At 71.5% G+C, this 22,386-nt stretch carries 25 protein-coding genes and 1 pseudogene; 12 read left to right on the forward strand and 14 right to left on the reverse strand.

Features of this window, described 5'->3' with window-relative positions:
* Window positions 1-88 precede the first annotated feature (88 nt).
* The gene (locus ACWDS7_RS12895) at window positions 89-1,336 is read left to right on the forward strand and encodes a PucR family transcriptional regulator (protein ID WP_451929418.1); all 1,248 of its coding nucleotides are present in this window, start codon (window positions 89-91) and stop codon (window positions 1,334-1,336) included.
* Window positions 1,337-1,429: 93 nt separating this feature from the next.
* On the opposite strand, the gene ACWDS7_RS12900 is transcribed toward ACWDS7_RS12895, so the two are convergent.
* The 7 genes from ACWDS7_RS12900 to ACWDS7_RS12930 all read right to left on the reverse strand — a co-directional run bounded on the left by ACWDS7_RS12900 (window position 1,430) and on the right by ACWDS7_RS12930 (window position 9,471).
* A complete protein-coding gene (locus ACWDS7_RS12900; RefSeq protein WP_451929419.1) occupies window positions 1,430-2,431 on the reverse strand; it encodes an adenosine deaminase in 1,002 nt (333 codons plus the stop codon).
* A gap of 2 nt (window positions 2,432-2,433) precedes the next feature.
* A complete protein-coding gene (locus ACWDS7_RS12905; RefSeq protein WP_306856945.1) occupies window positions 2,434-4,182 on the reverse strand; it encodes an adenine deaminase in 1,749 nt (582 codons plus the stop codon).
* A gap of 32 nt (window positions 4,183-4,214) precedes the next feature.
* Window positions 4,215-5,576, reverse strand: a complete 1,362-nt coding sequence (locus ACWDS7_RS12910; protein WP_451929420.1) for a purine-cytosine permease family protein — start codon at window positions 5,574-5,576, stop codon at window positions 4,215-4,217.
* Between the two features lie 122 nt (window positions 5,577-5,698).
* Window positions 5,699-6,577, reverse strand: a complete 879-nt coding sequence (locus tag ACWDS7_RS12915; protein WP_451929421.1) for a 1,4-dihydroxy-2-naphthoate polyprenyltransferase — start codon at window positions 6,575-6,577, stop codon at window positions 5,699-5,701.
* A gap of 80 nt (window positions 6,578-6,657) precedes the next feature.
* Complete coding sequence (locus ACWDS7_RS12920; RefSeq protein ID WP_306856950.1) at window positions 6,658-7,269, reverse strand: GNAT family N-acetyltransferase; 612 nt, start codon at window positions 7,267-7,269, stop codon at window positions 6,658-6,660.
* Window positions 7,270-7,401: 132 nt separating this feature from the next.
* The gene (locus ACWDS7_RS12925; protein ID WP_451929422.1) at window positions 7,402-7,995 is read right to left on the reverse strand and encodes a CGNR zinc finger domain-containing protein; all 594 of its coding nucleotides are present in this window, start codon (window positions 7,993-7,995) and stop codon (window positions 7,402-7,404) included.
* A 63-nt stretch (window positions 7,996-8,058) separates the two neighbouring features.
* Entirely contained in the window at window positions 8,059-9,471 is a 1,413-nt protein-coding gene (locus tag ACWDS7_RS12930) for an aminotransferase-like domain-containing protein (RefSeq protein ID WP_451929423.1), read from the reverse strand.
* A gap of 1 nt (window position 9,472) precedes the next feature.
* On the opposite strand from ACWDS7_RS12930, the gene ACWDS7_RS12935 reads away from it, so the two are divergent.
* From ACWDS7_RS12935 to ACWDS7_RS12945, 3 genes are read left to right on the forward strand one after another with little or no spacing between them, the layout of a single operon-like run.
* On the forward strand, window positions 9,473-10,423 hold the full coding sequence (locus ACWDS7_RS12935; protein WP_451929448.1) for a DMT family transporter: 951 nt from the start codon (window positions 9,473-9,475) through the stop codon (window positions 10,421-10,423).
* Window positions 10,424-10,481: 58 nt separating this feature from the next.
* Window positions 10,482-11,504, forward strand: a complete 1,023-nt coding sequence (locus ACWDS7_RS12940) for a hypothetical protein (RefSeq protein ID WP_306856955.1) — start codon at window positions 10,482-10,484, stop codon at window positions 11,502-11,504.
* Window positions 11,505-11,509: 5 nt separating this feature from the next.
* Window positions 11,510-12,226, forward strand: a complete 717-nt coding sequence (locus ACWDS7_RS12945; RefSeq protein ID WP_306856956.1) for a YoaK family protein — start codon at window positions 11,510-11,512, stop codon at window positions 12,224-12,226.
* Here ACWDS7_RS12945 and ACWDS7_RS12950 read toward each other — a convergent pair.
* Window positions 12,188-12,997 (reverse strand): SGNH/GDSL hydrolase family protein, encoded by an 810-nt coding sequence (locus ACWDS7_RS12950; RefSeq protein WP_451929424.1) that lies wholly within the window; start codon window positions 12,995-12,997, stop codon window positions 12,188-12,190. The two genes, ACWDS7_RS12945 and ACWDS7_RS12950, sit on opposite strands and share 39 nt — an antisense overlap.
* A gap of 491 nt (window positions 12,998-13,488) precedes the next feature.
* Between ACWDS7_RS12950 and ACWDS7_RS12955 the strand changes: the two genes are divergently transcribed.
* The 3 genes from ACWDS7_RS12955 to ACWDS7_RS12965 all read left to right on the forward strand — a co-directional run bounded on the left by ACWDS7_RS12955 (window position 13,489) and on the right by ACWDS7_RS12965 (window position 15,052).
* Window positions 13,489-13,917, forward strand: coding sequence for a hypothetical protein (locus tag ACWDS7_RS12955; RefSeq protein WP_306856958.1), 429 nt, complete (start codon window positions 13,489-13,491; stop codon window positions 13,915-13,917).
* A 229-nt stretch (window positions 13,918-14,146) separates the two neighbouring features.
* Window positions 14,147-14,623 carry a peroxiredoxin gene (locus tag ACWDS7_RS12960; protein WP_451929425.1) on the forward strand — a complete coding sequence of 159 codons (477 nt, stop codon included), beginning with the start codon at window positions 14,147-14,149 and terminating at the stop codon, window positions 14,621-14,623.
* 126 nt (window positions 14,624-14,749) lie between these two features.
* Window positions 14,750-15,052 carry a putative quinol monooxygenase gene (locus tag ACWDS7_RS12965; RefSeq protein WP_306856963.1) on the forward strand — a complete coding sequence of 101 codons (303 nt, stop codon included), beginning with the start codon at window positions 14,750-14,752 and terminating at the stop codon, window positions 15,050-15,052.
* Between the two features lie 81 nt (window positions 15,053-15,133).
* Here ACWDS7_RS12965 and ACWDS7_RS12970 read toward each other — a convergent pair whose 3' ends face one another.
* On the reverse strand, window positions 15,134-15,580 hold the full coding sequence (locus ACWDS7_RS12970) for a type II toxin-antitoxin system VapC family toxin (RefSeq protein ID WP_451929426.1): 447 nt from the start codon (window positions 15,578-15,580) through the stop codon (window positions 15,134-15,136).
* 5 nt (window positions 15,581-15,585) lie between these two features.
* Entirely contained in the window at window positions 15,586-15,888 is a 303-nt protein-coding gene (locus ACWDS7_RS12975; RefSeq protein WP_451929427.1) for a hypothetical protein, read from the reverse strand.
* A 223-nt stretch (window positions 15,889-16,111) separates the two neighbouring features.
* Here ACWDS7_RS12975 and ACWDS7_RS12980 point away from each other — a divergent pair, with 223 nt between their 5' ends.
* Genes ACWDS7_RS12980 through ACWDS7_RS12990 form a run of 3 tightly spaced genes read left to right on the forward strand, consistent with a single transcriptional unit; the run spans window position 16,112 to window position 17,349 of the window.
* A complete protein-coding gene (locus ACWDS7_RS12980; RefSeq protein ID WP_451929428.1) occupies window positions 16,112-16,471 on the forward strand; it encodes a type II toxin-antitoxin system RelE/ParE family toxin in 360 nt (119 codons plus the stop codon).
* A gap of 27 nt (window positions 16,472-16,498) precedes the next feature.
* Window positions 16,499-16,909 (forward strand): helix-turn-helix domain-containing protein, encoded by a 411-nt coding sequence (locus ACWDS7_RS12985; RefSeq protein WP_451929429.1) that lies wholly within the window; start codon window positions 16,499-16,501, stop codon window positions 16,907-16,909.
* Window positions 16,909-17,349: a DUF6941 family protein gene (locus ACWDS7_RS12990; protein WP_451929430.1), complete on the forward strand. Its 441-nt coding sequence runs from the start codon at window positions 16,909-16,911 to the stop codon at window positions 17,347-17,349. Before ACWDS7_RS12985 ends, ACWDS7_RS12990 begins: the two co-directional genes overlap by 1 nt.
* A 212-nt stretch (window positions 17,350-17,561) precedes the next feature.
* Here ACWDS7_RS12990 and ACWDS7_RS12995 read toward each other — a convergent pair whose 3' ends face one another.
* Complete coding sequence (locus ACWDS7_RS12995; protein ID WP_451929431.1) at window positions 17,562-18,710, reverse strand: epoxide hydrolase family protein; 1,149 nt, start codon at window positions 18,708-18,710, stop codon at window positions 17,562-17,564.
* Between the two features lie 62 nt (window positions 18,711-18,772).
* Here ACWDS7_RS12995 and ACWDS7_RS13000 point away from each other — a divergent pair.
* Window positions 18,773-19,725: pseudogene (locus tag ACWDS7_RS13000) on the forward strand (helix-turn-helix transcriptional regulator).
* A 22-nt stretch (window positions 19,726-19,747) separates the two neighbouring features.
* Here the strand turns inward: ACWDS7_RS13000 and ACWDS7_RS13005 are convergent.
* Together ACWDS7_RS13005 and ACWDS7_RS13010 are read right to left on the reverse strand one after the other, a co-directional pair.
* A complete protein-coding gene (locus tag ACWDS7_RS13005; protein ID WP_451929432.1) occupies window positions 19,748-20,236 on the reverse strand; it encodes a GntR family transcriptional regulator in 489 nt (162 codons plus the stop codon).
* A gap of 97 nt (window positions 20,237-20,333) precedes the next feature.
* Window positions 20,334-20,819, reverse strand: a complete 486-nt coding sequence (locus tag ACWDS7_RS13010; RefSeq protein WP_451929433.1) for a GntR family transcriptional regulator — start codon at window positions 20,817-20,819, stop codon at window positions 20,334-20,336.
* Window positions 20,820-20,950: 131 nt separating this feature from the next.
* Here ACWDS7_RS13010 and ACWDS7_RS13015 point away from each other — a divergent pair, with 131 nt between their 5' ends.
* Window positions 20,951-21,253 (forward strand): hypothetical protein, encoded by a 303-nt coding sequence (locus ACWDS7_RS13015; RefSeq protein WP_451929434.1) that lies wholly within the window; start codon window positions 20,951-20,953, stop codon window positions 21,251-21,253.
* A 394-nt stretch (window positions 21,254-21,647) separates the two neighbouring features.
* Here the strand turns inward: ACWDS7_RS13015 and ACWDS7_RS13020 are convergent, their stop codons facing one another.
* On the reverse strand, window positions 21,648-22,289 hold the full coding sequence (locus ACWDS7_RS13020; protein ID WP_306856971.1) for a JAB domain-containing protein: 642 nt from the start codon (window positions 22,287-22,289) through the stop codon (window positions 21,648-21,650).
* Between the last annotated feature and the right edge of the window lie 97 nt (window positions 22,290-22,386).

Here is a 22,386-nt window from a genome sequence, read left to right on the forward strand (position 1 = left end):
GGGTAGGCAATCCGGCCGCGCAGGGCCATCGTGCATGGGTCGACAAGCCAGTGGCGGGGGTCGTCCGCGTGGTACTCGGGGGCTGCCGATGCTGGCGCTCGGCGTCGACGTCTCCTTCAGCGCGCTCACCGAATACGTGCTGCGCGCCCTGATCGACGAGTTCGGCTCCGCCCCGAGCCGGCCGTACGGCTCCCGCAGGAGGCTGGCCAGCACGCTCGTGGACGGCGGGAGCCTGAGCAAGGTCGTCACCACGGTGGCGGGGGAGCTGGACGTGCCCTGCTGGGTGATGTCGGCGACCGGCCGGGTGGTCGTGGGCTCGCAGCCGCTGCCGGCCGGGGCGGGCGGGCGGCTGGCGCACGCGTTCCTGTCGGCGCGCTTCCTGCCCGGTACGGCGGCGCAGGCCGACGGCACGGTGCTGTCGGTGTTCCCGGTCAGCAAGGGGGCGCCGCACCGGATCGCCAACTGGTTCCTGGCCTACGCCGGGGAGCAGGTGCGGGCGGGCGGCGAGCACGAGGACCTGATCGTGGAGCTGGCCGCGCTGGTGGCCCTGGAGCGCTCCCGGCTGGAGGCGGCGCAGCGGATCGAGCGGCGGGTGCTGGACCAGCTCCTGGGACTGCTCGCCTCCGGCGACGCGAACCTGCCGGGCGTGGTCTCCCGGCTGCACACCCTGCACATCGAGACCGAGCACGGCCTGCTGGCCGTGGCGCTCGCGGTCGAGGGGGCCGACCGGGCCGAGGAGGTGGGCGTCGCCGTGCTCGACGAGCTGCTGCGCCCGCTGGCGCCGGGGGTGGCGACGGCGGTGGGCCGGGAGGCGGTCGCGCTCGTCCCGCTGGCGGGCAACACCGCCGCCGAGCTGACCGCCCACATGCTGGCCGGGGCGGCCACGCTGGAGGCCGGGCTGGGCCAGGCCCGGATCACGATCGGCGTCAGCAGCGTCACCACGGGACCGGCCGCGCTGAGCAGCCTGATCGAGGAGGCCCGGCACGCCCGCACGCTGGCCGAGCTGGGCGAGGGCCGGGTGTCGGCGATCACCGGCGCCGACGTCAGCTCCCACCGCTCGCTGATCGCGGCGATCCCGGGGGAGCTGCGCCGCTCGTTCCGGACGCGGCTGCTGGGGCCGCTGGAGGAGTATGACGCGGCCCACCAGACGGACCTGGTCGAGACGCTGGAGACGTTCCTGGAGGAGTCGGGTTCGTGGGCGGCGACCGCCGACCGGCTCCACGTCCATGTCAACACGTTGCGCTACCGGTTGAAGCGGATCGAGGAGCTGACCGGACGCTCGCTCAACGCCCTGGACGAGCGGGTCGACTTCCTGCTGGCGCTCAGGATGCGCTAGCCGTTCACGGCACGTCCTGAGCGCCCTGAGCGCCCTGAGCGGCGGCGCTCAGGGCGCGGGGGCGGGGAGGTCCCGGGACGTGGGGCCGGAGCCTCAGGGAGCGGCGTAGGCGTCGAGTTCGGCGAGGTAGGCGTCCTTCAGGTGGCGGGGGAGCCAGGTGATCTCGAAGGCGTTCCGCTCCAGCTGGACGAGGTCCTCCCGGGAGAGGTCGAGCGCGTCGGCGAGGGCGATGAGGTTCTCCTGGACGTAGCCGGTGAAGTAGGCCGGGTCGTCGGAGTTGACCGTGACGCGCAGGCCGAGGTCGAGCATCCGGCGGATGGCGTCGGCCTTCATCGAGTCGGTCACGTAGCCGTTGGAGATCGGGCACACGGTCAGGCCGAGGCCCCTGGCCTTGATCGCCTCGACGAGCGCGGGGTCCTCCAGGGCGTTGACGCCGTGGTCGATGCGGTTGACGCCGATCTCCTCGATGGCCTGGCGGATGTGCTCGGTGGAGTTCTCCTGGTCGACGTCGCAGTGCATCGTCAGCAGGTAGCCCTCCTGCCGGGCCCGCTCGTAGACGGCCTTGAACTTGACCGGGGGGTTGCCCTTCTCGTCGGAGTCGAGGCCGACGCCCACGATCCACTCGCGGTAGGGAAGGGACTCCAGCAGCGTCGCCATGGCGTACTCCGCCTGGAAGTCGCGCAGGAAGCACATGATGAGCTGCGCCCTCACCCCGAGCTGGGTCTCGGCGTCGATCAGCGCCCGGCGCAGGCCGCGGATCACGAGGTCGAACGGCACGCCGCGCGAGGTGTGGGCCTGCGGGTCGAAGAAGATCTCCGCGTAGCGGACGTTCTGCGAGGCGGCCTTGCGCAGGTAGGCCATGGCCAGGTCGTAGAAGTCGGGCTCGGTGCGGAGCACGTCCATGCCCTCGTAGTAGATCTTCAGGAACGACGGCAGGTCGTCGAAGGAGTAGGCCGCCTTGATCTCCTCGACGGAGGCGTAGGGGAGCTCGATGCCGTTGCGCCCGGCGAGCTCGAACTTGAGCTCCGGCTCCAGGGTGCCCTCGATGTGCAGGTGGAGCTCACACTTGGGCAGGCCCTCGATGAAATCCGTCATTGTCAGCTCCAGGAGAGGATCGGGTCGATGACCTCAAGTTTGACGCAGTCCACCAGGCCGAGGTCGGTGATGGCGTAGTCGGGGATCGCGGTGATCGACAGGAAGAACAGATACATGAGCGGGGAGGGCAGCGCGCAGCCCAGCTCGCGGGCGAGGTCGTCCAGTCGGCTCTCGGCCTCGGCCATCTCCCCGGCCGGCAGGTCGGAGACGATGCCGCCGACCGGCAGCGGCAGCAACTGCCGGACCTCGCCGTCCACGACGACGGCCTGACCGCCGCCGGCCCCGGCGACCGTGTTGACGGCCAGGGCCATGTCGGAGCGGGAGGCGCCGACGCAGATGATGTTGTTGTCGTCGGGGGCGGCGCTGGTCGCGATGGCGCCCCTGGTGATGCCGTAGCCGCTGACCAGGGCGACCGGCCGGTTGGCGGTCTTGCCGTACCGCTCGACGACCGTGATGTAGAGCGCGTCCTGCTCCACGGACGGCTCCACGATCCCGCCGGAGACCGGGAGCGTGACGTCGTGCCGCTTGCGCACGAACACCTGCTCGGGGGTCATCCTCATGGTCAGCGCGGTGACCTCGGTGGCGCCCTCGGGGGCGCGCAGCACGATGTCGCCGGCGGTCAGCTCGGGGACGGGGAAGGGCCGCACCTCGCCACGGGAGGGGGGCGTGGAGGGAGTGATCATCGCGCCGTCCCTGGCGACCAGGGCGCCGCCCGCCACGACCTCGCGCACCCGGAAGTCCGCCAGGTCGTCCACGATCAGCACGTCGGCGTACCGGCCGGGGGCGATGCTGCCGACCAGGTGGTCGATCCGGTACATCTCCGCGCAGTTGACCGTGGCCATCTGGATCGCGGTCACCGGGTCCACGCCCGCCTTGACCGCCATCCGGACCAGCTTGTCCAGGTGGCCCCCGGCGAGCACGTCGGCGGCGTGCACGTCGTCGGTGCAGAAGGCCACCCGGCGCGCGCCGACCTGGGAGACGACCTTGATGTTCTCCTCCAGGAAGTGGGCGACGCTCGACTCGCGCACGATGGCGTAGATGCCCCGGCGGAGCTTGTCGAGCGTCTCCTCGGCGGAGTAGGACTCGTGGTCCAGGCGGATCCCGGCGGCGGCCAGGCCGCTGATGCGGCGCGGGTCCGACAGCGGGGCGCAGCCGAAGACCGGCAGCCGGTGCCGCTCGGCCAGGTCGAGCGCCTCCATGACGGCCTCGTCGCCGTGCTCGACGAACTCCTGCACGGTCTCCCAGATGCCGACGCACTCGGGCCATTCGTGGGCCTGGCGGTGCTCGGCCGGGCCGAAGGTGTGCCCGACGGTCGACTCCGGGACGGTGTAGGGGGCCTTGGCGGGCGCGCCCCACCAGACGCGCATGCCGGTCCGGGCGGCCTCGTCCAGGAAGCCCCGCACGCCGGGCAGGCCGTCCACCACGAGGATCTGGTCCAGGCCGGAGACGACGCTGGTGGTGCCGTAGGGGACGACCAGGTCGGCGAAGCTCGTCACCGAGAGCTTGCTGCACTCGATGTGCAGGTGGCCGTCGATCAGGCCGGGGACGAGATAGCCGCCCGCGGCGTCGATGATCTCCGTCTCCGGGCCCCGGGGGAGGTCGGGGCCGACGGCGGCGACGCGGGTGCCGCTGATGCCGATCTCGGCGGGGTAGGTCTCGCCGGTCAGCACGTTGACGAGGACGCCGTTGGTGATGATCGTGTCGGCGGGACGCCGCCCGTAGGCGACGTCGAGCAGGGTGCGGTCGACCATTTTCGCGGTGATGCCTTTCGGATCGGATCGGGTCAGGCGGCGACGGGGACGGGGACGGGGCGGCGGTCGAGCGCGGCGTACACCAGGCCCGCCACGAGGAAGCCCGCGAAGATGCTGAAGTCGGAGCCGCCGGTGGCCTGGGAGAGCGGCCCGGTGAAGGCCGTGGAGTTGATCCAGAGCGCCGCCGCGACCATGCCCGTGACCTGCGCGGCGATGCCGTTCCAGCGGATGCCGCCGCTGCCGTGGTACGGCCCGCCGTCGGCGAACAGGCCCTCGGCGTCGTAGCGGCCCCGGCGCCGCAGCCAGTCGGTCAGGTAGATGCCCGCCCAGGGGGCCAGCCAGATGATCAGCAGGCCGAGGAAGGTGTTGAGCATCGTGTTGAAGGAGTCGGAGAACACCGCCACGCAGGTGATCGCGACACAGATCACCAGGTCGAGCACGACCGCGACGGACCGGCTCAGCCTGATCCCGGAGGCCTGCAGGTTCAGGCCGGAGGAGTAGAGGTCGGTGGTGTTGACCGCGAACAGCGTGACGATCGCCAGCAGCAGGTAGGGCACCACGAACCAGGACGGCAGCGCGCCGGGCAGGCCGGAGACCGGGTCGCCGGCGTCCTTGACCACGGTGGCGACGGCCGCGCCGAGCGTCATCAGCAGGATGTACGGCACGAGCCCGCCGAGCGTCGCGTAGCCGAAGACGGCCTTCTTGCTGGAGCCCGCCGGCAGGTAGCGCGAGTAGTCGCTGCCCAGCGGGGCCCACGACAGCCCGCCGGCCGACATCACCAGCGCCACCGCGATGGTGAACGTGGCGAAGTCGGCGCCGTCGCCCGGGGCGACCTGCACCTTCGGCGCGATGAGCACGCCCATGACGGCGAACATCGCGACGAACACCCAGGTGAAGTATTTCTGCGCCTTCATCACGGCGGCGTGCCCGATGAGCGGCAGCACGAGCTGGATCAGCGCCGCGACGACGATCACGGCGATCTTCAGGGCGGCGCTCTGGTCGGTGATCCCGGCCTGGTCGAGCAGGGCCAGGGAGGCGAAGGTGATCAGCACCATGCCGCCGGCCTCGAAGCCGACCATGTTGATCCAGCCGAAGAAGCTGAGCGCCCGGGCGCCCTTGGGGCCGAACGCGGCCCGGGAGACCGCCATCGTGGAGGTGCCGACCTCCGGGCCCTGCAGGCTGGTCAGGCCGACCAGCGGGAAGGCCAGCAGGTTGCCGATCACGATGGCCATGACGGCCTGCGGGAAGCTCAGGCCCAGGGAGACGACGACCGTGCCGTAGACCAGGGTGAAGATGCCGAGCGTGGTGCCGCTCCAGAGGAAGAGCAGATCACGCGGCCGGCCGTACCTCTCCGACGGCGAGACCAGCTCGATCCCGCGTTGCTCGACGGCCACGGAGCCTCCAACTTTGTCATTGAACATTCACGTTCAGTGAACCAAAGGGGAGGCCGTGCTCCTGTTGTCGAAGAGCACGAGTCTGGGGGAGCCCGCCTGTAGCGGTCTCCAAGGTGATCGTTCTACAGGGCCTGGAGCGCCAGGCCGGCGGTGAACAGCAGGCCGTAGACGAGCTGGAAGCGGCCGGTCTGCTGGAGCGTGGCGATCAGGGCGGGGCCGGTGGCGCCCTGCCTGACGGCCCGCACCGGGGCGATCGCGAGCGGCGCGGCGAGCACGGCCAGCGCCGCGAACGGCTGCCACGGCGTCATGGCCGCCGCGATGACCAGGGGCAGGACCAGGCAGAGGGTGTAGAGCGTCCGGGTGCGGCTGTCGCCGAGCACCACGGCCATGGTGCGCTTGCCGGCCGGGCCGTCGGTGACGATGTCGCGCAGGTTGTTGACCACCAGCATCGCGCAGGCCAGCAGGCCCACCGGGACCGCGGCCACCAGGGCCGTCCAGGGCAGCCGTTCGAGCTGCACGAACGCGGTGCCCGCCACCGCGACCAGGCCGAAGAAGACGAACACCGAGATCTCGCCGAGCGCGCGGTAGCCGTAGGGCCTGGAGCCGCCGGTGTAGAACCAGGCCGCCGCGATCGACACCGCGCCGACCAGCAGCAGCCACCACGCGCCGGTGGCCACGACCAGCACCAGCCCAGCCACCGCGGCGGCCAGGAAGCAGCCGAGGGCCGCGGCCAGGACCTCCCGGGGCGCGGCCGCCCCCGAGCCGACCAGGCGCATCGGGCCGACCCGCTCGTCGTCGGTGCCGCGCACGCCGTCGCTGTAGTCGTTGGCGTAGTTGACGCCGACCTGCAGGGCGAGCGCCACGAACAGGGCGAGCAGGGCCCGCCACCAGACCGCCCCGCCGTATCCGGCCGCGAGGCCGGTGCCGACGGCGACGGGGACGACGGCGGCGGGGAGGGTGCGCGGACGGGCTCCGGCGATCCACTGGCTCGGGGTGGCCATGGTGTTGCGGGTTCCTCTCGGACGGCCGCCGCCGGGCCGGGGCCAGCCGATGGCGCTGGCTCCGGCCGGCGGCCGCGGTGCTAGCTGATGTCGGTGGCCAGGCGGATCATCCGCACCGGCCGGCCCATGTTGAGGACCCGTTCGGCTCCGTCCTCGCCCCAACCCGCCGACTCCAGGAACCCGAGCGGGCCGTGGTTGTCGGCGAACACCCACGTCACGATGGTGTGGTAGCCGTCGTCGCGGAGGTAGTCGACCGTCGCGTTGAGCAGGCGGCTGCCGTGCCCGCGCCGGATGTGGTCGGGGTCCACCAGGAAGGTGAGCATCTCGGCGGTGGTGGTCGGGTCGAGGTCGGGATCCTCGGCGGGGGCGTGCGAGGCGAGGCCCACCACGCGTTCGGCGCCCCGCATCGCCGCGGCGGCCTCGATCCCGCCGGGGCCGAGGGCGGGGAAGGCGTCGGTGTCGAGGACGACCTGCTCCACCGCGACCAGCACACGGTGCCGCGAGGACGGCGGGGTGATGATCGCCTCGTCCCACTGGCGCCGCCACATCTCCTCGGCGGCCGGGCCGGTCATCTGCTCCAGCGGCCCCTCGGGCAGGAAGTCCCGATAGCCGTATTTCCAGGCGCGGATCTGGGTGCTCGTCACCGCGGCGACATCATCGTGCCGAGCCGCCCGCACGCCTACGTCTGCCATCTCGGCCCGCTCCTTCTCTGCCGTCTGCCGTCGCCTCAGGAAGCACTGTCTCGCGGGTCTCGTGCCACGCGAGCGGGCATCAGGCGGGTGGATCCCCGAGACAGGCTCCTACACCGTATCGGGGAATCCGACTCAGAGATGACGCGAGCCTGTCTCGGTCTGTCGACGAGCCCGATATGCCCGAGTCTTGGTGCGGTTGCCGCAGACCCTCATGGAACACCAGGACCGCGAGCGGTTCTTGGAGGAGTCGACGAACGCCCACTGGCAGGTGCTCTCGGTGCACACCTTCAGCCTCGGCCACATCCCGTCGGCGTGCGCGCCCATCACCGCGGCCGCGATCCTGGCCAGCCCGCCGGGGACCCCGGCCGAGACCGGTTCGAGGACGGGGCCGGCGGCCGTCAGGGTGACCCGCAGGGGGAGGGCGGCGAAGGAGGGGGGCTGCTCGGGCTCGCGGGCGCGGCCGCCGTGGTCGTGGTCTCCGGAGCCCTCGTGGTCGCGGCCGTCGCGGGCGCGGCCGTCGTGGTTGCGGCGCAATGCCTCGCGCAGGGCCTCGCGCAGGTCGACGGCCAGGGCGAGGTCGGCGTCGTCGGCCGTCTCTCCCGGTCCGATCAGATCCCGCCGGCCGAGCCAGGCGGCCAGCGCGGCGGGGGACGGGATCGCGTCGGCCCCGCTCTCGACGTCGTAGCTGTTGACGAAGTCGCACACCAGGTCGGAAGGGCTGTTCATCTGTTCGGTCACCTCTCCGTAACCACTGTATGTCATTAGGGGGTGGTGTTCAGTGAGACGCCGTCATAATGCTTTGAGCGGTGTCTGTTCGACCGCCGTCGCCAGCCGCCGGACCCCCTCCGTCAGCTCCGCCAGGTGGACGGCCGAGGAGTGGGTCACCCGGATGTGGGGGCCCGGAGGCTCGGCCGGGTAGTAGATGCGTCCCGGGCTCACCAGCACGCCCACCCGCCGGGCCGTCTCCACCACGGCGTCCTCGTCACGGTCGGGCGGCAGCCGTACCCACAGGTGCAGGCCGCCCCTGGGGACGAGATGGATCTCGGCGGCGGGCAGCCGGGCGGCCAGCGCGGCGGCGAGCGCGTCCCTGCGGACCGCCAGCTCGGCGCCCACCGCGGCCAGGTGGCGCCGCCAGGCGGGCGAGCCGACGAACTCCAGCGCCGTCTCCTGCAGCGGCCTGGCCACGAAGAACGACTCCACCACCTGGCTCGCCCGCAGCCGCCGCGCCGCCGGGCCCCGGGCGACGACCCCGGCGACCCGCATGCTGGGCGACAGGACCTTGCTGAGCGAGTTGACGTGCACGACCGTGCCGTGGGCGTCCAGCGTGACCATCGGCGGCGGGGCGGGGGCGGTGGTGAAGTATCGGGCGTAGTCGTCCTCGACGACGAACGCCCCCGCCGCCCGGGCGATCGCGAGCACCTGCCGGCGCCGTTCGAGCGTGAGGGTCGCGCCGGTGGGGTTGTGCAGGGTCGGCTGGCAGAAGAAGACCCGCGCGCCCGTGACGGCGAACGCCTCCGCCAGCAGCTCGGGCCGGACCCCGTCGCGGTCCGTCGGCACGGCCGTCGCCCGCAGTCCGGCCGCCCGGGCGGCGGCGAGTGCGCCCGGGTAGGTCGGGGTCTCGACGAGGACGGGGGTGTCCGGGGCGGCCAGGGCGCGGAAGGCGTGGGTGAGGGCGGACTGGCCGCCGCTGACGACGAGGACGTCCGAGGCGGTGACGCCGCCGCCCACCTCCCGGGCGAACCACCCGCGCAGCTCGGCCAGGCCGGTCAGCGGCGGCAGCTCCCAGGCGCCGGGGCGGCGCAGCGCGCGGGAGGCGGCCGCGGACAGGGCCCTGGCGGGGCGCAGGGCCGGGGTGAGGTAGCCGCCGGTGAGCGGGATGACGCCGTCCGGCGGGGAAGCCAGCAGGCCGCTCACCGTGGCGTCGTCCACCACCCGGTCGCCCAGCGCCACCGTCTGCCAGGACAGGTCCGCCGTGTCGCCGGAGCGGGGGGTCGCGGGGGCGACGTAGGTGCCGCTGCCGGGCCTGATGACCACCCGTCCCTCGGCGGCGAGCTGGCCGAGCGCCCGTGAGACCGTGACCGGGCTCACGCCGTGCAGCCGCATGAGCTCCCGGCTCGACGGCAGCCTGTCCCCGGGCCGCAGGCGCTCTGTCACCTCCCGGATGATGGCCGCCAGACGGACGATACTGCTATCGTCATTCATGATGGATAAGAGTAGCGCTATTGTCCCGAATCGAGTAGCGGTCGCCCCGGTTGCGGGCGTCGGGACCGGTCCGTCCGCCTCTCCGGGCACGGCGTGGCGCGGGACCCTGCTGGCCGGCCTCGGTGTGCTGTCGTTCTCGGGATCATTCCCGGCGACGGTCTTCGCGATGGAGGGGTTCGACCCCTATCTCGTGGCGATCGGCCGCGCCGCGCTGGCCGCGGCGGCGGCGCTGGCCTTCCTGCTGGTGGCCCGGGGGCCGCTGCTGCCGCCCAGGTCCCACCTGCGGTCCTATCTCGTCATCGCGGCCGGCGTGGTGTTCGGCTTCCCCGTCTTCAGCGGGCTGGCGCTCGACGCCGGGGCCAGCACCTCCCACGCCGCGGTGGTCATCGGGCTCCTGCCCGCCGCCACCGCCGCCTGCGCCGTGCTGCGGGGCGGGGAGCGGCCCAGGCCGCTGTTCTGGGTGGCCTGCGGCCTGGGGGCCGTGGCGATCACGGCCTTCACCGTCAGCCGCGGCGGCGGCCACGTCACCGGGGCCGACCTGCTCCTGGTGGGCGCGCTGCTGTCGGCCGCGGTCGGCTACACCGAGGGCGGCCGCCTGGCCCGCGAGACCCCCGGCTGGCGGGTGATCTCCTACGCCCTCGTCGTCGCCGCGCCGCTCACCGTCCCCCTGACGGTCGCGCTGGCGCTGACCACGGACCCGCGGCCCAGTGCGGTGTCGCTGGCCGGATCCGCCTATGTGGGGCTGGTCTCGATGTTCCTCGGCTTCATCCCCTGGTACGCGGGCCTGGCCGCGGGCGGGATCGCCCGGGCCGGGCAGACCCAGCTCGTGCAGCCGCTGCTGACGCTGCTGTGGGCGTGGCTCCTGCTGGACGAGCGGTTCGGCCCGGTGACGGTCGCGGCCGCGCTGGCCGTGCTCGTGTGTGTCGCCATGAGCCAGCGGGCACGTTCTTGAAGGATGTGACATCCAGGCGCAGGATGTGAGCTGTAGCTGTCACAAAAGGGGTGAAAGCATGGCGGACCTATCGATTCCCGAAGGTGGCTTCTGGCCCGCTCCGGAGATCCCCCAGCCGAACATCTACCCGATGGAGTGGCGGGTCGAGACGGACAAGCTGGCGGCCATCTACGAGAAGTCCAAGCGCATGGTCTGGAACCCCGCCGACCTGCCCTGGGACGGCCTCGACCCGGACGACTTCACCCCCGAACAGCGCCTGGGGATCATGTACTGGTTCGCCGTGCTGGCCAACTTCGACGCCTCGGGCCCGGCCGTCTTCGCCCGGGCCACCATCCAGGCGTTCGAGAAGCACGAGGAGGATCCGGTCCGCAAGTGCTTCTTCTCGATCACACGTGACGAGATGAACCACGAGGAGTGCTGCCAGCGCACCATCGCCAAACTCTGGCCGGGCGGGCCGCTCGACTGGAGCCCCGCCACCGACCTGGAGAGGGCCGCCCACAACAACATCGGCTGGCTCTACCACAACGGCGGCCGCTACTGGACGGGCTACAGCGGCGCGGTCGGCAAATACACCCTGCCGGTGCTGTTCACCAGCTTCATGATGGGCGAGATGGCCGCCTCCACCCTGTTCCGCGGGATGGCCACCGGCACCACCCACCCGGTCTTCGGCGAGATGTTCCAGCGCATCGGCCGTGACGAGTCGCGCCATCTCCAGATCTGCATGACCATCCTGGAGAACGAGTGGCCCGGCCTCACCGACGACACCCGCACGCTGATCACCCGCCAGCTCCGCGCCGGGTTCGTCTTCCTCTCCATGATCCTCTGGGAGCCGCCGGGCGGCTTCTGGGAGCTGCCCCCCTACTTCCTGCACAACCACCGCGTCCTGATGGACCACGCCCGCGACGCCGGACTCGGCGTGCTCTCCTACGAGGAGCAGGCCGACAACTGGCGCGTGGCGATGGCCCGGATCCGCGCCATCGTGGAGCGCTGGGGCATCGAGTTCCCCGCCATCCCCGAGCTCGACATCGAAGGCGTCGAGGTCGACTTCCTCGACCCCGAGGACATCATCCCGGTCTTCTGACCCCGGTGACCACCATCGGCGGCGGAGCGGCCGCGGCGGCGCGGCGGTGGAGCTACGCCGTCCTGGTCCTGCTGACCCTGGCGGCGGGCGCGATGGACGCGGTCGCCTTCCTGGCGCTCGGAGGCGTCTTCACCGCCAACATGACCGGCAACCTGATCCTCGTGGCCCTCGTCGGCGGCGAGGACTGGCAGCTCCGCGCGGTGCGTTCGGGCACCGCGTGCGTGATCTTCTGTGTCGGGCTCCTCGCCGGTTTCGCGGCGCCCGGACGCGGCCGGCCGGGCGAGGCGTGGCCGCCGGCCGTCACCGGCCTGCTCCGGGCCTGCCTCGCGCTCCACGCCGTCTTCCTCGCCGGCTGGATGCTCTGCGACGCCGTACCCGGAGCGGCTTGGACGCTCCCGCTGATCGCGGTGGCCTCCTGCGCCATGGGCCTGCAGGCGGCCGCGGCCCGGCGCGTCGACGTCGCCGGCATCACCGCCACCTTCGTCACCGGCACCCTCACCTCGCTGATGCGCTCGCTGGCCGGGCGCAGCACCGTCGACGCCGCGCACCGCGCGGTGGTCGTCCTGGCCCTCGTCGCCGGCGCGCTCTGCGCCGCGCTCCTGCTGCGCCTCGCGCCGCTCTGCGCGGGCGCGCTGCCGCTGCTGTTCACGCTCCTCGCGCTCGCCACGGTCGCGGCGGGCCGGTCAGCCCGCCGCGGAGGCGACGGCCGGCAGGTAGCCTGAGGACTGCCCGCGCTTGTTCGGGTGGTAGGACTGCCAGGCGTCGTCCGGCGTGATGCGGGTGACCCACTCCCGGCCGATCCCGCCGAGGGCGCACACCCCGTGCCCGGCGAAGGCCTCACGCACGTCGACGTAGTGGAAGCCGGCGCTGCCGGCCTGCTCCCGGATGACCGCGTTGACGCGGTCGGCGAGCTGGTTCACGCCCCTGCGCCGCCACTCGGCGACGGCGCAGTCAGGGGTGTGGTCCGGCTCGAACAGCCGCGGGTAGCCGACGACGAGGACCTCCGCCTCCGCGGCGGCCGCACGGACGGCCCGGTAGGTCCAGGCGAGTTTGCCGGGGAGCTCCTGCTCGGTGAACCGGCCGGCGTCGCCGAGGGCGCGCTCGCAGTCCCCGGCGTCGCCGTCGGCCACGACGCAGTCGACGACGGCCGCCTCGAAGCCGGCGTCGTCGCCGCCGATCGTGAGGGTGACCAGAGTGGTGTCATCGCTCAGGGCGTCGGGGATCTGCCTGTACACCACGTCGTCGGTGACCGCGCCGCCGCAGGCGCCGTACTCGAAGGTGTCGGGGCGTTGGGCGCGGGCCCACAGGACCGGGTAGGAGTTGGCGCTGCGACGGCACAGCCCGCTGTCGGGGTCGTAGTCCCCGGCGCCGGAACCGGAGGAGAAGGAATCTCCCAGAGCCGCGTAGTGCTCCGCCGCGACGGGTCCGGCGGAGGCGGCTCCGGAGGCGATCAGAGGGGTGGTGGCAAGGACTGCGAGAAACTGGTGACGCACGGGATTCTCCTGTGACCAATGCGAGTGATCATAACGATCATCAATGTATTCGTCACTTTGCGCCGCGTCGCCTGGGCGCGCGGGCGGAGCGGCGGCCCGCCGCCGCGGAGAACGGATCCGCCGGATCGGGTGCCGTGCGAGAACCGGGGCGGCGTCGATCATCCGACGGGCGGAACCGGTTTTATCTGATTAATTTTCCGGCAAATTCATCGTCAAATATCTTCCGCCCCGACGGCGTGCCGGGTGATCGGTCGAAGTACCTTCCAGGCCAGTTGAGAGGCCTGATCGGGCGATGTCCGGCTCCATCGGAGGTTTCCGCGGCCCGCGGCCGTGCGCCGACGGCCGCTCGGCCCGCCGGACATGGGTGTCGGCGGAAACTCAAGAACACGCAAAAGGCAGTTATGCTTTCGCGTATTAGGAAATCCTGACATGTCAACCGAATCGGGGCAAATCAAAACAGGTGACAGTGCCTGCCATCGAAAGGTCGATCAATGAACAACGACGCCGTGTGGGTACGGGGCGTAACGGGCATACAACTGCACCACACCACAGACCTCCAGGACGCCGGCCGGTTTCTCGGCAATGCGGTGATGGCACTGCGGGCCGCGCACGTACGGACCGGTGACGACCGGTACTCCGGCCTCGCCGCTCAGATCAAGACCATGGTGGCGGAGGCGCGGGTGCTGGAGAGCCAGGCCCGGACGAGCATGGAGGGACTGCACTCGGCGGACCCCGAGCGGTTCGTCCGCTGCCGCGACGGCGAGGAGCCCTGGCCCGACGAGATCCAGCCGGGATTCGTCCCGCGCCACACCTGCAGGGACCAGTGCCTGTACCACGACCACGATGTCCTCGACGCCATCTTGCAGTGCATCTGCGGGCGGCCCCCGTGCCGGGCGTGCGCCATCGACGGCCCGGCCTGAGCCGGACCCGCGCCGGGTCCGGCGGCGGGCGCGGCGCGCCCCCGGCCGCCGTTCACCGCGATGCCCGCCTACGGCCTGACCGGACAGGTCCGCTGCGATGAGAACGCCGGGGAACTGTTCCTGGAGTGACGATCTCTCCCACAATGGGGGGTCGGGACACCAGCCCCGGTCCCGCCGCCCGCGGAGTTTCCGGGTGGGGAGGCTCTTCGGTGACACAGGAGGAAATGTCGTGAGTGGAAGTCCCGCGGTCGGAGACGTGGTCGAGGATTTCGAGCTTCTCGACCAGACCGGGACCCCGCGCAGGCTCACCGATCTCCTGGCGGACGGCCCGGTGGTGCTGTTCTTCTACCCGGCCGCCATGACGTCGGGGTGCACGGCCGAGAGCTGCCACTTCCGGGACCTGGCCGACGAGTTCGCCGCGGTGGGGGCGGTCCGGGTCGGGATCAGCCGCGACGCGGTCGACCGGCAGCGGCGCTTCGCCGAGACCTACGAGCTGGGCTTCCCCCTGCTGTCGGACCCCGACGGCACCGTCGCCCGGCAGTTCGGCGCCCGGCGCAGCATCGCGGTGGGCCCCTTCCTCACCCGCCGCATGACCTTCGTCGTCGACGTGGACCGCCGTCTCCTCGAAGTGATCCACAGTGAGACCGGCATGCAGGCCCACGCCGACCGGGCCCTGGAAGTCTTGCGATCACGGGCCGGAGCGTGACCTGGCGGGGACGGTCACGCCTTTTTGCGTAGAGGTCCCAGGACAGCGCGCGGTGTAGCCGTGACCCAGCGCCGGAGACGCTCAGGGGAGACAGCCGAACCTTCCCTGGATCCGGCAGGAGGATGCATGGTCAGCCTGGGATTTCTCGTTCCGCTCGAAGCCAAGCCCGGCAAGGAGGCGGAGGTGGAGCGCTTCCTCGACGAGGCGCTCCATCTCGCCGAGGCGGAGCCCGAGACCGTCGCCTGGTTCGCGATCCGCCTGAGCCCGTCGCTCTACGCCATCGTCGACTTCTTCCCCGACGAGTCCGGCCGTGAGACCCACCTGTCCGGCGAGGTCGCCAAGGCCCTCATGGAGAAGGCTCCGGACCTCTTCGAGAAGGCGCCGAACATCATCAGGACCAACGTCATCGCCGCCAAACTGCCGGGGTAGCCCCCGGCGGAAGCCCCACCGTCGGTGACCGACCCGGTGCCGCCGTGCCCCGCGTCATGCCACGTGCGGACGCGGGTGGCCTCACACCGGGGTGAAACCGAGCGCGGCGGCCGCCTGGGCCTGAGCGGTGTCCCGGCCGGCGAAGCCGAGCTTGTCTCCCGGATCTTCCAGAAGCGGCACGGCCGCCAGTTCGGCCATGGCGAGATGGATTCCGTCGAGCGCGCGTAGTCCGTGAGCGTAGACGATTTCGACGGCCCTGCGTTCCACGGAATCACGCGGGGCCGCCAGCAGCGTGACCGGACCGTCTTCTCCGAGGTCGGCGGCCATGACGGCGAGAACGGCGTCCAGGTCGATCAGGCGGTGGGAACGGGCGGCGCGCACGAGCACGCCGGTGACCTCCACCACGGTCAAGGTGCCCGTGACGAGAAGGTGGTCGCTGCTCTCGATGAGGTCGCGTGCTCTGGCGTGCCCCGGTTCGGCCCGGAGGTAGGCACAGGCCAGAACGGAAGAGTCGACGTAGGTGAGCACGCTGGTCAGCGTCCTTCTGCCCAGAGTCCGTCGAGGATGGGCCCGATGCCCTCGGTGCCGGCCAGCGCACGCTCTCGCCGTGCTTCGCTCACAGGAGGAGAGCTCACAGGAGAAGAGGGGGATTCGGCGAGAAGGTTGAGGCGCCGCGCACGGGCGCGTAGTTCCGCCCGGGCGTCCAGAGCCTCGTCCGAAACGCCGCGGGCGAGGATCTCCCCGGCGGTGACATTGATCGAGCGGCCGGTGCGACGGGCCCTGCGCGTTATGCGTTGGTGCAGGTCGTCGTCGATGCGGAGCAGCAGCTGCTTCATGTCCCAAATGCTATCAATAGGCTTCGGTAAAGTGATAGCAGTTCCTGTTGCGTCTCCGGTCCCGTCCTTGGGTGGCATCCGGGCCGAGTTTTGCGGTGTCGCCGTTCCTGTTGCCGTGCCGGCCTGCCGGGCCGCGGCCGCGTCGATGCGTGCCGGGGCCGGGGCGGAGCGTTACATTCGGCACCTCGGTCTCGATCGGCGCGGCCATGGGACGGGGGCGGGTGTGGACAAGCCGGAGGCCACCTGGCTGCTGTACGTGTCCGCCTCCGGCGAGCCCGTGGTCAGCAAGGAGGTCCGCAAGGTCCTGGGGGGCGGTCCTCCGCTGAAGGAGCTCGGCGCGTTGATGACGCGGATCCAGCTCGGGAAGGCGCTGCCCCGCGACACCGGTTCCCTGGGCGGGGGGCTGTACGAGGCCCGGCTGAGCCACGAGGGGACGGAATACCGGCTCTACTACGCCCTCGGCCCGCAGCGGGAGCACGTGCTGCTCGGGCTCGCCTTCCACAAGAAGGGCGGGCGGGGCGCTCAGGAGCGGGTCAAGGAGCTTGCCGGGAGGCGGCTGGCCGACTGGTTGCGGAGGATATAAGGTTGAACCGATACGAGGAGGCGGACCGTGACCGACCCGCAGGTCGCCGAACTGCTCGGCATCGATCTGGACGATCCCGAGGTGCGGCGCGAGAACGAGGCCATCGAGCGTGACATGCGCCTCATCGAGACCCTGGTACGGCTCCGCAAGGCACAGGGGCTCACCCAGGCGCAGGTCGCCGAGCGCATGGGCCGCAGCCAGCCGGCGGTCTCGGACTTCGAGCGTCTGGGGGGAGACCCCCACCTGTCCACGGTCCGCCGCTACGCACTGGCCGTCGGCGCCGACATCGCCCACCTCGTCCGGACCTCGGGTGGTCCGCGGGCGCAGACTCAGGCCGCCCCCGCCCGGATCCACCTCGACGGCGCGGGCGGCACCACGGCCGCCCGGGGCGCGACGGGCGGGGTCGTCAGCCTGGACCTCACGCAGGCGGCCGGCTGATGCAGGGGTTCCTGGTGCTCTGCGACTCGGCGAGCACCGACCGGGCGACCGGGAAGATCAGCATGCTGGGCGCCGGATGGTCGCTGACCGGGCCGGAGCTGCCTTCCACGGCCATCGCGGGCTTCCTCCGGGTGCCCTGGGAGGAGGCCAGGGGGGACCTCGACTTCACGCTCGGCCTGGTCGACGAGGGCGGAGAGCCGGTCATGGTGCCCGCGGCCGAGGAGGAGCGGCCGCTGCGCTTCAGCGGGCAGCTCGCGGTCGACCCGGCCGACGCCGAGCTCGACGGGCTGGCCAGGAGCCTCGACATCCACTCCAGCTTCGCCATCAACGTGCACTCGCTCTCGCTCGGGCCCGGCCGCTACACCTGGACCCTGGAGGTCGACGGCCAGGAGCTCGCCTCGGTCACCTTCGGCGTCCGCCCCGACCCGGCCGCCGGATAACCACCCCGCCCCCGCACCCCCGCCTGGCGCGAGTCACGCCGGAGGCGGGCTGCGCTCCGTTCATGGCGTACATCGGGCGCACCCGCGCGGCGATGAGCCGGTGGGCCGTGATCAGCGGATCCCGGCCCGTCCCGGCGCCCGTGTCCTGGACTTCGGCCGCCAACTCCAGGATCCGGGGATGCCCCCGGTCGATGGGCATGGCCGCCTGGGCGCTACCGGGGGCGCACCGTCCGGAAGAACTGCCGGATGTCCGAGACCAGCAGGTCCGGAGCCTGGAGTGACGCGAAGTGCCCGCCGTGGGAGAACCGCGACCAGTGGATGATCGTGTTCGACAGCTCCGCCAGCCCGCGGATCGCCCGGTCGCCGAGGAAGTTCGCCACACCCGTGGGGACCGGTGAGGGCGCGGGACGCCGGCCCCACGCCTCCGATCCGGCCTCCAGGTAGAGTCGCGCGGCCGAGCCCGCGGTCGCGGTCAGCCAGAAGATCGTGACGTTGGTCAGGACGGTGTCCCGGTCAACGGGGGGCCGCTCCGTCCGGGTGGGATCCCAGTCCACGAACCATTCCAGGTTCCACGCGAGCTGTCCGGCCGGGGAGTCGTTGAGCGCGTAGGCGATGGTCTGCGGCCGGGTGGACATCTGGGTGGCGTAGCCGGAGTGGCCGTACCACCATCTCTGGTTCTGCGCGGCCTGTTCCCGCTCCGCCGCGGAGAGCGTGTCCAGTTCGCCGGGGTCGACCGGGGTCGCGGCGTTGGCCAGCGCGTTGACATGGACGCCGATGACGTGTTCCCGGTCGATCCGGCCGAGCTCCGGGGAGACGATGCTGCCGAAGTCGCCGCCCTGGGCGCCGTAGCGGTGGTATCCCAGCCGCCGCATCAGCTCGGCCCAGGCCCGTGCCGTACGGTTGACGCCCCAGCCGGTCTCCCGCGTCGGCCCGGAGAACGCGAAGCCCGGCACCGAGGGGGCGACGACGTGGAAGGCGTCCGCCGGGTCCCCGCCGTGAGACCGGGGGTCGGTCAGCGGTCCGAGGATGTCGAGGAAGTCGTACACCGTGCTCGGCCACCCGTGTGTGACGATCAGCGGGACGGCGTCCGGCTCGGGCGAGCGCACGTGCAGGAAATGCACGTTCTGGCCGTCGATCTCCGTGGTGAACTGCGGGACCCTGTTGAGGCGGGCCTCGTGCCCGCGCCAGTCGTAGCCGGTGCGCCAGTGCTCGACCAGCTCGACGAGGTAGTCCTTGTTCACTCCGTAGGTCCAGCCGGCGCCGGGGAGCTCGTCCGGCCAGCGGGTGCGGGCCAGCCGGTCACGCAGGTCGTCGAGTCCGGCCTGCGGGACGTCGATGCGGAAGGGCTCTACTGTGCTCATGCCGCCCACGATGCGCCCTGTGTAGGACAGCTCCGGTCCTGTACATCGGCGACAGTGGAGGAATGCTGGAGACTTCCGCTCGACTGCTGCGGCTGCTGTCGTTGCTGCAGATGCGCCGTGACTGGTCCGGCACGGAACTCGCCGGGCGGTTGGGCGTCACGACCAGGACGGTCCGCCGCGACGTCGACAGGTTGCGTGAGCTGGGATACCCGGTGCACGCCTGGAAGGGCCCGGTGGGCGGTTACCGGCTCGGCGCCGGCGCCTCGCTGCCCCGTTGCTGCTGGACGACGAGGAGGCGGTAGCGGTCACGGTCGGGCTGCACACCACGGCGGCGGGCCATGTGGCGGGGGCCGAAGAGGCCTCGCTGCGCGCCCTGGCCAAGATCGAGCAGGTGCTGCCGTCCCGGCTGTGGCCCCAGGTGGCCGCGCTGAAGGGCGCGGTGGTCACGATGCCGCCGGGGAGCGAGCCCACCGTGGAGGCGGCGGCGCTCACCGCGATCTCGGCCGCGATCCGAGCCGGTGAGCTGCTGCGTTTCGACTACGTCAGCCACCACGAGACCGAGTCCCGCCGCGCCGTCGAGCCGCATCGCCTGGTCTGCTGGGGGCGGAGGTGGTATCTGGTCGGGTGGGACGTCGAACGGGCGGACTGGCGCACCTTCCGGGTCGACCGGATCTCGCTGCGGACGCCCAACGGTCCTCGGTTCGCCCACCGCGAGCCCCCCGACGGTGACGTGGCCGCCTACCTGCGCAGAACGATGGGCTTCGAGATGTGGCCGCTGCGCGCGCGGTTGCGGGTGCACGCCTCCGCGGCCGAGGTCAGCGCGCGCGTCAACGGAATGGTGACCCCCCTCGACGACCACACCTGCCTGCTGGAACTCGCCGCGGACTCCTTCGGCCCCGTCGTGCTCGTGCTGAGCATGCTCGACGCCGACTTCGAGGTCGAGTCACCACCCGAACTCGCCCGGCACATCCGCAAACTGTCCACCCGCTTCGCCGACGCGGTCACCCACGACTGACCGGGAACCCGGGGGTGTTTCTTCATCGCGCCGAGTTGGGCCGGTCTTCGGCAGGTGACACGTACGTGCCGCGATGGGGCACGGTGTAGACCCAACCCTGTTCCCGAAGGAGACCGACCGCGCGACGCGCCGTCTCCCGGGCGACGCCGTACTGCTGCATCAAAGTGCTCTCGCTCGGTATGGGGCGCCGGGTTTTGAGGTCGCCGCGTCTGATGCGACCGGCCAGGTCGTCGGCGATCGCCCGGTAGAGCGGTGCTTTCCTCGGTTCACGCCGGGCCTGGCCGGGCGGGCCGACGAACGTACCCTCGCCCTGTGCCGTATGGATGAGCCCCTCATCCCGGAGCATCCTGACCGCTCGCCGGGCGGTCGTCCTGGCGACGCCGAACTCGCTCCGCAGTTCGGCCTCACTCGGTACGGCATCGCCGAGAGCGAGCTGTCCTCCAAGAACGCGTCGTCGAATGACGTCGGCTATCTGAACGTACAGATGGGTGTCGCCCTCGCGATCCAGCACAGCCACACGGTAGCGGGGCGGTCCGAGCCATGGGGTGGTGAACTCCACCAATTGATATGAGTGCTAGACCTATGGTGACCGCTTTGCGGGCGTCTGGTTATTTTGTCGGGCCGGGCCAGTTTTCGGCGGGCGACACATACGTGCCGCGATACTCCACGGTGAACACCCACCCCTGATCGCGCAGGAAGGCCATCGCCTGGCGCACCGTGGCCTTCGCGACACCATGCTTGCGCATCAGCTCCTTCTCGCTGGGGATGCGCCGGTTCGGTAGCAGTTCGCCCGCCTCGATCTGGCTCCGAATCCCCGCCGCTATCTGCTGATACACGGGAATCTGGTCGGCCGGTCGTGGAGTTCCCGGCTCGCCGACGAAGGTGCCTTCTCCCTGGACTGTGTACGCAAGACCTTGCTCTCGGAGTTCTCGCGCGACTCGGCGTGCCGTCGTCTTGGCGATGCCGTACTCGATCTCGAGTTCGGTCTCACTGGGCACGGCTTCGCCGGGTCCGAGGTCGCCGGCCACGATGCGCGTGCGGATCATCTCGGCGACCTGCTTGTACACCGGCACTGGGCCCTCACGGTCAAGCATGCCCCGCATGATAGACCAAAAGGTACGTCTAGCCAGAATCTAGACGTCTGGTTGACTAATGAATAGGTGTAGTGGACCACTAGGATTAGGGTGAACTAAGCTGCCTACGAGGTCGCACGAGGAAGGCGGTGGTGGGGACGGTGACCGGGGCGTCGGGAGAGCGGCATCACGGGCATCATCTCGGGCCGTTGCAGGCGGTGCACGAGCTGATCGACTGGCGGCCGGAGCGGCCGAGGGCCGATCGGGTGCGGGTGAAGGAGCACACCTGTGACTGCCGGGCGACCTTCTACGAGCTGTGTCAGGCAGGCGGGTTGATGTTCGTACGGCGGACGCATCGGCTGAGAGGAGCGGTGACCGTGCACGAGTCGCCCTGGGCGCTCTCGCGCCAGGTGGAGGAGCTGTGGCTCCGTCTGTTGATGGGCAGCGCCCGTTGACGGCCGGACGGCCGTGCTCGGTGGCGGGGCGTGCGTCGCTCCGTCCGGGCATCCCATGAGCTCCTTGCCTCTCCGACGGGCCATGACGGTCGGGGAGGCAGGGCGGTGGTCCCCGCGTCCGTTGAAGGGCGGACGCGGGACCACCACGTGAAACTCCCCGGTGGGCTTCCCTTCCCATCACCCGCCGGGGTGCTGTCCTCAGCGGGCATCCCACAATCCGACCGCTGAGGGCCGGCGGTGGTCCCGTGCCAACCGGGTGGCACGGGATCACCGCCAAGCGAGACCCATCAAGCGAGACCTCATATGGAACCGCCCTTCGGGAGGCCGGCTCCCACCCGGGCCGCCGGCCACCCGGAACGACGCCGGGGCGGGCAGGCTCCCGGCCGGGCCGCCGTCAGGCGGCGATGCGGCGCCAGGCGGTGTCGGTGACGATCACGTGGTCGAGGAGGCGGATCCCGACGGTCTCGGCGGCCTCGCGGAGGCGGACGGTGACCTCCAGGTCGGCCGGGCTGGGTTCGAGGGAGCCGCTGGGGTGGTTGTGGGCCAGGCCGAAGGAGGCGCCGCCGGAGGTGAGGACGGTGGTGATGATCTCCCGGACGGGAGCCGGGGCGTGGTCGCTGCCGCCCTCGCTGGCGATCGCCCTGCGGGTCACCGCGCCGCTCGGGTCGCAGACCACGACGACCACGCGCTCGTGGCCGAGGCCGCGCAGCAGCGGGGAGGCGACGGCGGCCAGGTCTCCCGAGCAGGTGATCCGGCGGCGCTCCGGCTCCGACTGCGCCTGCCGTACGAGGTGGAAGGCGGCGACGACCCGGGCGGCCTTGGCCGGGCCGATGCCGGGGACCGACATCAGGCGGTGGGCGTCGGAACGGGCCAGGCCGCGCAGGTCGCCGCAGTGGGCGATCAGGTGGGAGGCGAGCTCGACCGCGTTGGTGCCCCGGCTGCCCGAGCCGATCAGCAGGGCGAGCAGCTCCCGGTCGGCCAGCGCGGTCGCGCCACCGGACAGCAGCCGCTCGCGCGGCTGGTCGCTGGGGGGCATGTCCTTGACGCGCAATCGGCACCTCCGGCTTGGAAAACCAGCTCGGTTGTACCAGGCGGCACCGACATTCCGCCCCGGCCGGGGCGCGGGGGCCGGG

Source organism: Streptosporangium sp. NPDC003464, assembly GCF_053588315.1.